At 67.7% G+C, this 6,300-nt stretch carries 7 protein-coding genes; 1 reads left to right on the top strand and 6 read right to left on the bottom strand.

Features of this window, described 5'->3' with window-relative positions; translation table 11 throughout:
- The 3 genes from D9X30_RS05880 to D9X30_RS05870 all read right to left on the bottom strand — a co-directional run.
- Positions 1 to 228, bottom strand: a 228-nt coding sequence (locus D9X30_RS05880) for a transposase (RefSeq protein ID WP_153947640.1), incomplete at its 3' end; no start/stop codon positions are given.
- Positions 229 to 487: 259 nt separating this feature from the next.
- Positions 488 to 1,822 carry an ABC transporter ATP-binding protein gene (locus tag D9X30_RS05875; RefSeq protein WP_153950332.1) on the bottom strand — a complete coding sequence of 445 codons (1,335 nt, stop codon included), beginning with the start codon at positions 1,820 to 1,822 and terminating at the stop codon, positions 488 to 490.
- A gap of 36 nt (positions 1,823 to 1,858) precedes the next feature.
- Positions 1,859 to 3,601, bottom strand: coding sequence for an ABC transporter permease (locus D9X30_RS05870; protein ID WP_153950333.1), 1,743 nt, complete (start codon positions 3,599 to 3,601; stop codon positions 1,859 to 1,861).
- Between the two features lie 156 nt (positions 3,602 to 3,757).
- Between D9X30_RS05870 and D9X30_RS05865 the strand changes: the two genes are divergently transcribed.
- Positions 3,758 to 4,045 (top strand): acylphosphatase, encoded by a 288-nt coding sequence (locus D9X30_RS05865; protein ID WP_153950334.1) that lies wholly within the window; start codon positions 3,758 to 3,760, stop codon positions 4,043 to 4,045.
- Here D9X30_RS05865 and D9X30_RS05860 read toward each other — a convergent pair.
- The 3 genes from D9X30_RS05860 to trpC are packed head-to-tail and all read right to left on the bottom strand — an operon-like array spanning position 4,042 to position 6,297.
- Positions 4,042 to 4,803 (bottom strand): uracil-DNA glycosylase, encoded by a 762-nt coding sequence (locus D9X30_RS05860; RefSeq protein WP_153950335.1) that lies wholly within the window; start codon positions 4,801 to 4,803, stop codon positions 4,042 to 4,044. The genes D9X30_RS05865 and D9X30_RS05860 overlap by 4 nt on opposite strands.
- Entirely contained in the window at positions 4,793 to 5,437 is a 645-nt protein-coding gene (locus D9X30_RS05855; protein WP_153950336.1) for a CYTH domain-containing protein, read from the bottom strand. The genes D9X30_RS05860 and D9X30_RS05855 overlap by 11 nt, the downstream gene beginning before the upstream one ends.
- A 56-nt stretch (positions 5,438 to 5,493) precedes the next feature.
- Positions 5,494 to 6,297 carry an indole-3-glycerol phosphate synthase TrpC gene (gene trpC, locus D9X30_RS05850; RefSeq protein WP_153950337.1) on the bottom strand — a complete coding sequence of 268 codons (804 nt, stop codon included), beginning with the start codon at positions 6,295 to 6,297 and terminating at the stop codon, positions 5,494 to 5,496.
- Positions 6,298 to 6,300: the final 3 nt, after the last annotated feature.

The following is a 6,300-nucleotide window of genomic DNA, read 5'->3' as shown; positions in this document are numbered from 1 at the left end:
GTTTTCCTCTTCGAGCTGGCGAATGCGCTGCTGCTCAGGCGTCAGCGGCTTGCCCACTCCCTTGCCGCCAGCCACTTCAAGGTCATACTGGACCAGCCAGCGCCGTAGGGCAGTCTCCCCAATCGCCATCGTGTGGCAAACCTCAGCGACCGATAGGCCCTGATCCCGGACCATCCGGACTACCTCCAGCTTGAAGGCGGCGTCAAACTTGCGGCGTTGCTTTGTCATGTCGTCTTTCCTCGTCGATCGTGATTTTCCACCTATCGACCTGTCTGAGGAAATTGGACCACTACACTCCCCTCTCCCGCGCGCGGGAGAGGGGCGGGGGAGAGGGCAGGCGCATGGAGTGCTAACCCGGCTCGGCAAGTGCGGACACGCTTGCCCTCTCCCCCAACCCCTCTCCCGCAGGCGGGAGAGGGGAGCGGCGCCCTCCGGTGCAAGCAAGGGGACCGCAATCTCCAAGCGCCCTGAAAGCCAAGCAAATCCGTCACCCCTGCGCCGCCGCGCCGCCGTTCTCCTCCGCTTGCGGCAGCGTCAGCATCCCGCTGTTGAACGAATAGCCATACACCTCGCCGTAGCGGCCCCAGTCGATGGCGATCTTGAGCACGCGCTGGGCTTCCTCGGGCTTCAGGTAGGCCTCCATCGCGCGCAGGATCGCTTCTTCGCCGACTTCGCCGTTCTCGCTTTGCTCCAGTTCGCGCCGGATGTGCGCGGCCAGCGCCACGTGGGCCAGCAACTGTTTGCCGAACAGCACCTTGCGTTCCGGCGGCTCGGTCTCGTAGTAGCTGCGACCCAGCGCCGTGGCCGTGATGTCGCCGCGCTCGATGCTGGCCAGGCCCAGCAGCTGCATGGCTTCGCAGGCGGGCAGCAGGTCGTCGTCGGTCAGCCCGGCCTCCTCGGCCAGGTGCGGCAGGTCGGCGCTGCCGAAGAACGGTGACTCGTGCAGCAGGTCGAGCACGGCTTCCATCTGGCTGATATCGGCGTCCGGCAGGCGGTAGCCGATGTGCGCGGCGGCCGGGGCCGGCACGCGTGGCTCCAATGCGGCGGGCGACGTCATCAGCATATAGACCTCGTCGATCAGCGCGCGCACCCGGGCGTCGTCGCGGTTGCGCGGACGCGGGAACGGCACCGGCACCTCGGCGCGCACGCGGCCTGGATCGCTGGACAGGATCACGATGCGGTCGGCCATCATCACCGCTTCCTCGATGTTGTGCGACACGATGAGGATGCTCTTGATATTGGTGCGGCCCGATTCCCAGAGGTCGAGCATCTCGTCGCGCAGCGTCTCGCCGGTCAGTACGTCGAGTGCGGAGAACGCCTCGTCCATCAGCAGCAGGTCGGGCTCGGTCACCAGCGCACGGGCGATCCCCACGCGCTGGCGCATGCCGCCAGACAGCTCGCGCGGCAGCGCGCTGTTGAAGCCGGACAGCCCGATCATGTCGATGGCCGCCTCGGCGCGGCGCGTGCGCTCGGCGCGGGCCACGCCCTGTGCCTCCAGCCCCAGCTCCACGTTCTGCTGCACCGTCAGCCACGGGAACAGCGCGAATGACTGGAACACCATCGCAATGCCTTCGGCCGTGCCGGCCAGCCGCTGGCCACGAAAATGCACCTCGCCGCGATCGGCGCCGACCAGGCCCGCCATGATGCGCAACAGCGTGGACTTGCCCGAGCCCGACTTGCCAAGCATGGCCACGATCTCGCCTTCGCGCAGCGTCAGGTTCACGCCTTCGAGTACGGCGCGGTCGGTGTGGTCGGCGGTGCGGAACATCTTGCCCACGCCGCGCAGGTCGATCACCGGATCGGCGTTGCCTTGCAGTGCCATCGTAAATTCCTTAGTTCCGGTCATTGATGCCGGCTGTCAGAGCCGGGTGCGCGCCTGCGCGAGGTCGTAGAGCCGGTTCCACAGCAGCCGGTTGAAGCCCACCACGAACAGCGCCATCACGCCGATGCCCAGTGCAATGCGCGGAAAGTCGCCGCGCGCGGTCATTTCGGCGATGTAGCTGCCCAGGCCCGTGGCGACCAGCGTGCGGTCGCCCCACGTCACGTATTCGGACACGATGCTCGCGTTCCACGACCCGCCCGCCGCCGTCACCAGCCCGGTCAGCAGGCTCGGGAAGACGGCCGGCACCAGAAAGCGCCGCCACATCAGCCAGCCCTTGAGCCCGACGTTGCGCGCGGCCAGCCGCAGTTCGGTGGGAATGCCCGATGCGCCCGCCACCACGTTGAACAGGATGTACCACTGCGTGCCGAAGATCATCAGCGGGCTGAGCCAGATCTCGGGGTTCAGCCCGAATCTGGCGATGGCCATCACGGCCAGCGGGAACATCAGGTTGGCCGGAAAGGCCGCCAGGAACTGGGCGATCGGCTGGGCGATCCGCGCCAGCGACGGATTCAGCCCGATGCGGATGCCGACCGGCACCCAGACCAGTGCGGCCAGCGCAATCAGCACGATCACGCGCACCATCGTCAGCGTGCCCAGCCACAGCACATGCGCGGCCTCGGCCCAGCCCACCTCGCTGTGGACAAAGTGGAACACGCGATACAGCGCGGCCAGGGCGATGGCGATGATGATGGCGTCGCGCAGGCGGTCCAGCCAGGGCGCCCAGCGCACCGGCGCGGCGGGCAGTGCCACCACGTTGCGATGGCGTGCGCTCCAGGCCAGCGTGCGGCCAGCCAGCGCGGCGGTGCGCTTGAGCACCGCATGCACCCAGGCCGAGCGGCGCAGCAGGTCGAGCAGCCACGACTGCGGCACGGTGTCCTGCGCCAGCGTCTCGAAGCGGAAACGGTCGGCCCAGGCCACCAGCGGGCGGAACAGGAACTGGTCATAGAGCACGATGCCCACCAGCATCGCCAGGATGGCCCAGCCGATGGCGGCCAGGTCCTGTTGCTGGATGGCCAGCGCGATATACGAGCCGATGCCCGGCAGGCGGATATCGTGGCCCGACACGGCAATGGCCTCGGACGCCACCACGAAGAACCAGCCGCCCGACATCGACATCATCATGTTCCACAGCAGCCCCGGCATGGCGTAGGGCACTTCGAGCCGCCAGAACCGCTGCCACGGCGACAGCCGGAACATGGCCGCCGCTTCGAGCAGGTCGCCCGGAATCGTGCGGAACGACTGGTACAGGCTGAACGCCATGTTCCAGGCCTGCGAGGTAAAGATCGCGAAGATGGCCGCGCATTCCACACCGGCCAGGTTGCCGGGGAACAGCGCGATAAAGCCGGTCACGGTGATCGACAGGAAGCCGAGGACGGGGATCGACTGGAGGATATCCAGCGCCGGCACCATCACTTTTTCGGCGGTCCGACTGCGCGAGGCCAGCGCGGCAAACGCGAACGAGAACACCAGTGACGCGCCCAGCGCGGCCAGCATGCGGATGCTGGTGCGCATCAGGTAGTAAGGCAGCCATGCCACGTCCAGATGGATGGCCAGCGACTCGCCCGGCTGGTACGGCACGTCCATCTGGCGTGCGGCATAGGCCACGATGACGATGGCGGCCAGGATGATCGGCAGCAGCGCGAGGTCGAAGCGGTTTGGCGGGGCGGTCAACAGGGGGCCGACGTAGCCGGGCGCCTGGTTTTTTTGCGTTGGTGGCATGGGCACGGCCTCGGTGGTGTGTCATGCGCCATGCCCTCTTCCCGGGCGCCTTTCCCGCATGGCGGGACGGGGCTGGGGGAGCGGGCGAAGGCATCGTATGCTGACGTCCTAACGCCCGACCGGGCTAGGTAGTTTACCTAGGGGATGAAACGAATCATGACAGGATCGACGGAAACCTGGCGGCTGGTCGCCCATGGCCGCGTGCAGGGCGTGGGCTACCGCGGCCACTGCGCGGACCGGGCAAGGGCGCTGGGGCTGGGCGGATGGGTGCGCAATCGCATGGACGGCACGGTGGAAGTCATCGCCACGGGCTCGCGGGAGCATCTGGAAGCCCTGCGGGTGTGGATGGAACAGGGGCCGCCGGCCGCGCAGGTGTCACGTGTGGACGTGACGGCGGCCCCGCCCGAAACCTTCGATGGCTTCGAATGGCGCCCGACCGCTTAGGTTTTCTGCCAGTCGATGCCGGGCCGCCCGTGGCGTTCCAGCCAGTCGTTGGCCTGTTTGAAGTGCCCGCAGCCCAGGAACCCGCGATGCGCCGATAGCGGCGATGGGTGTGGCGCTTCCAGCACGCAATGGGTCTGGCCTTCCAGCAGCGCGCGTTTGGCCTGGGCGTGGCTGCCCCACAGCATGAAGACGAGGTTGGGCCGCGACATGGCCAGTGCGTGGATCAGGCAGTCGGTCACGGCTTCCCAGCCGCGCCTGGCGTGGCTGGCGGCGTTGGCCTGCTCCACGGTCAGCACCGTGTTGAGCAACAGCACACCCTGGCGCGCCCAGCCTTCGAGATTGCCCGAGGCGCGCACCGGCTCACCGCCATACTCGGCGGCAATTTCCTTGAAGATATTGCGCAGGCTCGGCGGCACCTTGATGCCATCGGGCACCGAGAACGCCAGCCCGTGCGCCTGCGGAATCTCCACGCCGCCGACCATGCCGGTGCCGTGATACGGGTCCTGGCCCAGGATGACGACCTGCACCGCGTCGGGCGGCGTCAGGTGCAGCGCGTGGAAGACGGCGTGCGGAAAGACCGGCTTGCCGGCGGCACGCTCGCCATCGACGAAATCGCATAGCGATGCCCAGTCGGCATTGCCCAGGCACGGCGCCAGCAGCTTGCGCCACGCGGCGGGCAGGGCATCGACCTGATCTTGCAGGCAGTCGACGGTCGGGACGGATTTTGAAGGTTCGGTGACGAAGAGGTCAGCTTGCATCGGACGCGTCGGTAAGTCGGTAGCCGCGAGCGGCCTTGCTGAGATCCATGGGGACCAACGGTGCCACGTGGCCCAGGCGCTGGCTGAAGGCGCGCAGCACGGTTTCGGCGTGCGCTTCGTCCTTGTCAGACGGCGCGCCTTTCTTTGGCAGCCATTCGAGTTCCAGTTCCTGGATGGGCTCGGTCCGGGTGGTGCCGGGGGCGCTGATGGTGCCGGTGTCGATGGCGGCCTCGATCCGCTCGCCATCCTGCTCGACGATCCACGTGCGGCGCACGAAATCGGTCCGGAAGACCGGCTTCAGACGGTCGGCCAGCGGCGCCACCACGGCGCGTGCCTGGGCATCGAAGCGGTCCAGTTCGATGGCTTCGCCGCCAATCTCGGTTTCCCACTCGTGGCGCGCGGCCAGCCCGCCGCCGCTCTTGCCCGCGGTCTTCAGCGTCTGTAGCCACTGGCTGTCTTTCCGGCGCAGCCGCAGCGCGGCACGCGCACGGGCAAGCTCGCGCGTGGGCGTGTCCAGATAGACGTTCAGCATCGTGGTTTCGCCACGCGCCTCGCCGTGGGCGTCCAGCCACGCCGCCACGGCCGCCAGCGCGGCATCGGGCAGGGCCAGCTTCAGTTCGATCTCTTTTGCCATCGCCGTGCTCCGTCGTGGGTCCGTCAGTCGTGGATCGGTCGCGGACGAATCGTCGATCAGCCAAACAGCCGCGCCAGTTCCACACCCGGTTCGGGCGCGCGCATGAACGCTTCGCCCACCAGGAACGCATGGACATTGGCGTCACGCATGCGCTGCACGTCGGCCGGGCCCAGGATGCCCGATTCGGTCACCACCAGGCGGTTGTCCGGCATGTGCGGCAGCAAGCCCAGCGTGTTGTCCAGCGACACCTCGAACGTGCGCAGGTTGCGGTTGTTCACGCCCACCAGCGGGGTCTGGAGCTTCAGCGCGGCGTCGAGTTCGTCATTGCCATGCACTTCCACCAGCACGTCCATGCCCAGTTCTAGCGCGCAGGCTTCCAGCTCGGCCATCAGGCCGTGGTCCAGCGCGGCCACGATCAGCAGGATGCAGTCGGCGCCCCAGGTGCGCGCTTCGTAGACCTGGTACAGGTCCATCATGAAGTCCTTGCGCAGAACCGGCAGGTCGCAGGCGGCGCGGGCGCGTTTCAGGTAATCGGCGTGGCCCTGGAAGAAGTTCACGTCGGTCAGCACGGACAGGCAGGCTGCGCCATGCGTGGCGTAGCTCTCGGCGATGGCTTCGGGCACGAAGTTCTCGCGCAGCACGCCCTTGGACGGCGACGCCTTCTTGACCTCGGCGATCACCCCGGCGTGGCCGGCGGCAATCTTCTCGCGCAGCGCGCGCGCGAAGCCGCGCGGCGCCAGCCCGGGCTCGCCGCGCAGGCTCTCGGCTTCGGCGCGCAGGCTTGGCAGGTCGCGCTTCTTGCGCGCCGCGTTGACTTCGTCGGCCTTGACGGCCAGGATCTTTTCGAGAATATCCGACATGGC

The sequence above is a fragment of the Cupriavidus sp. U2 genome (genome assembly GCF_009663685.2).
In the GTDB taxonomy this organism is placed as follows: domain Bacteria; phylum Pseudomonadota; class Gammaproteobacteria; order Burkholderiales; family Burkholderiaceae; genus Cupriavidus; species Cupriavidus necator_C.
This window is presented reverse-complemented; position numbering and strand designations above follow the sequence as displayed.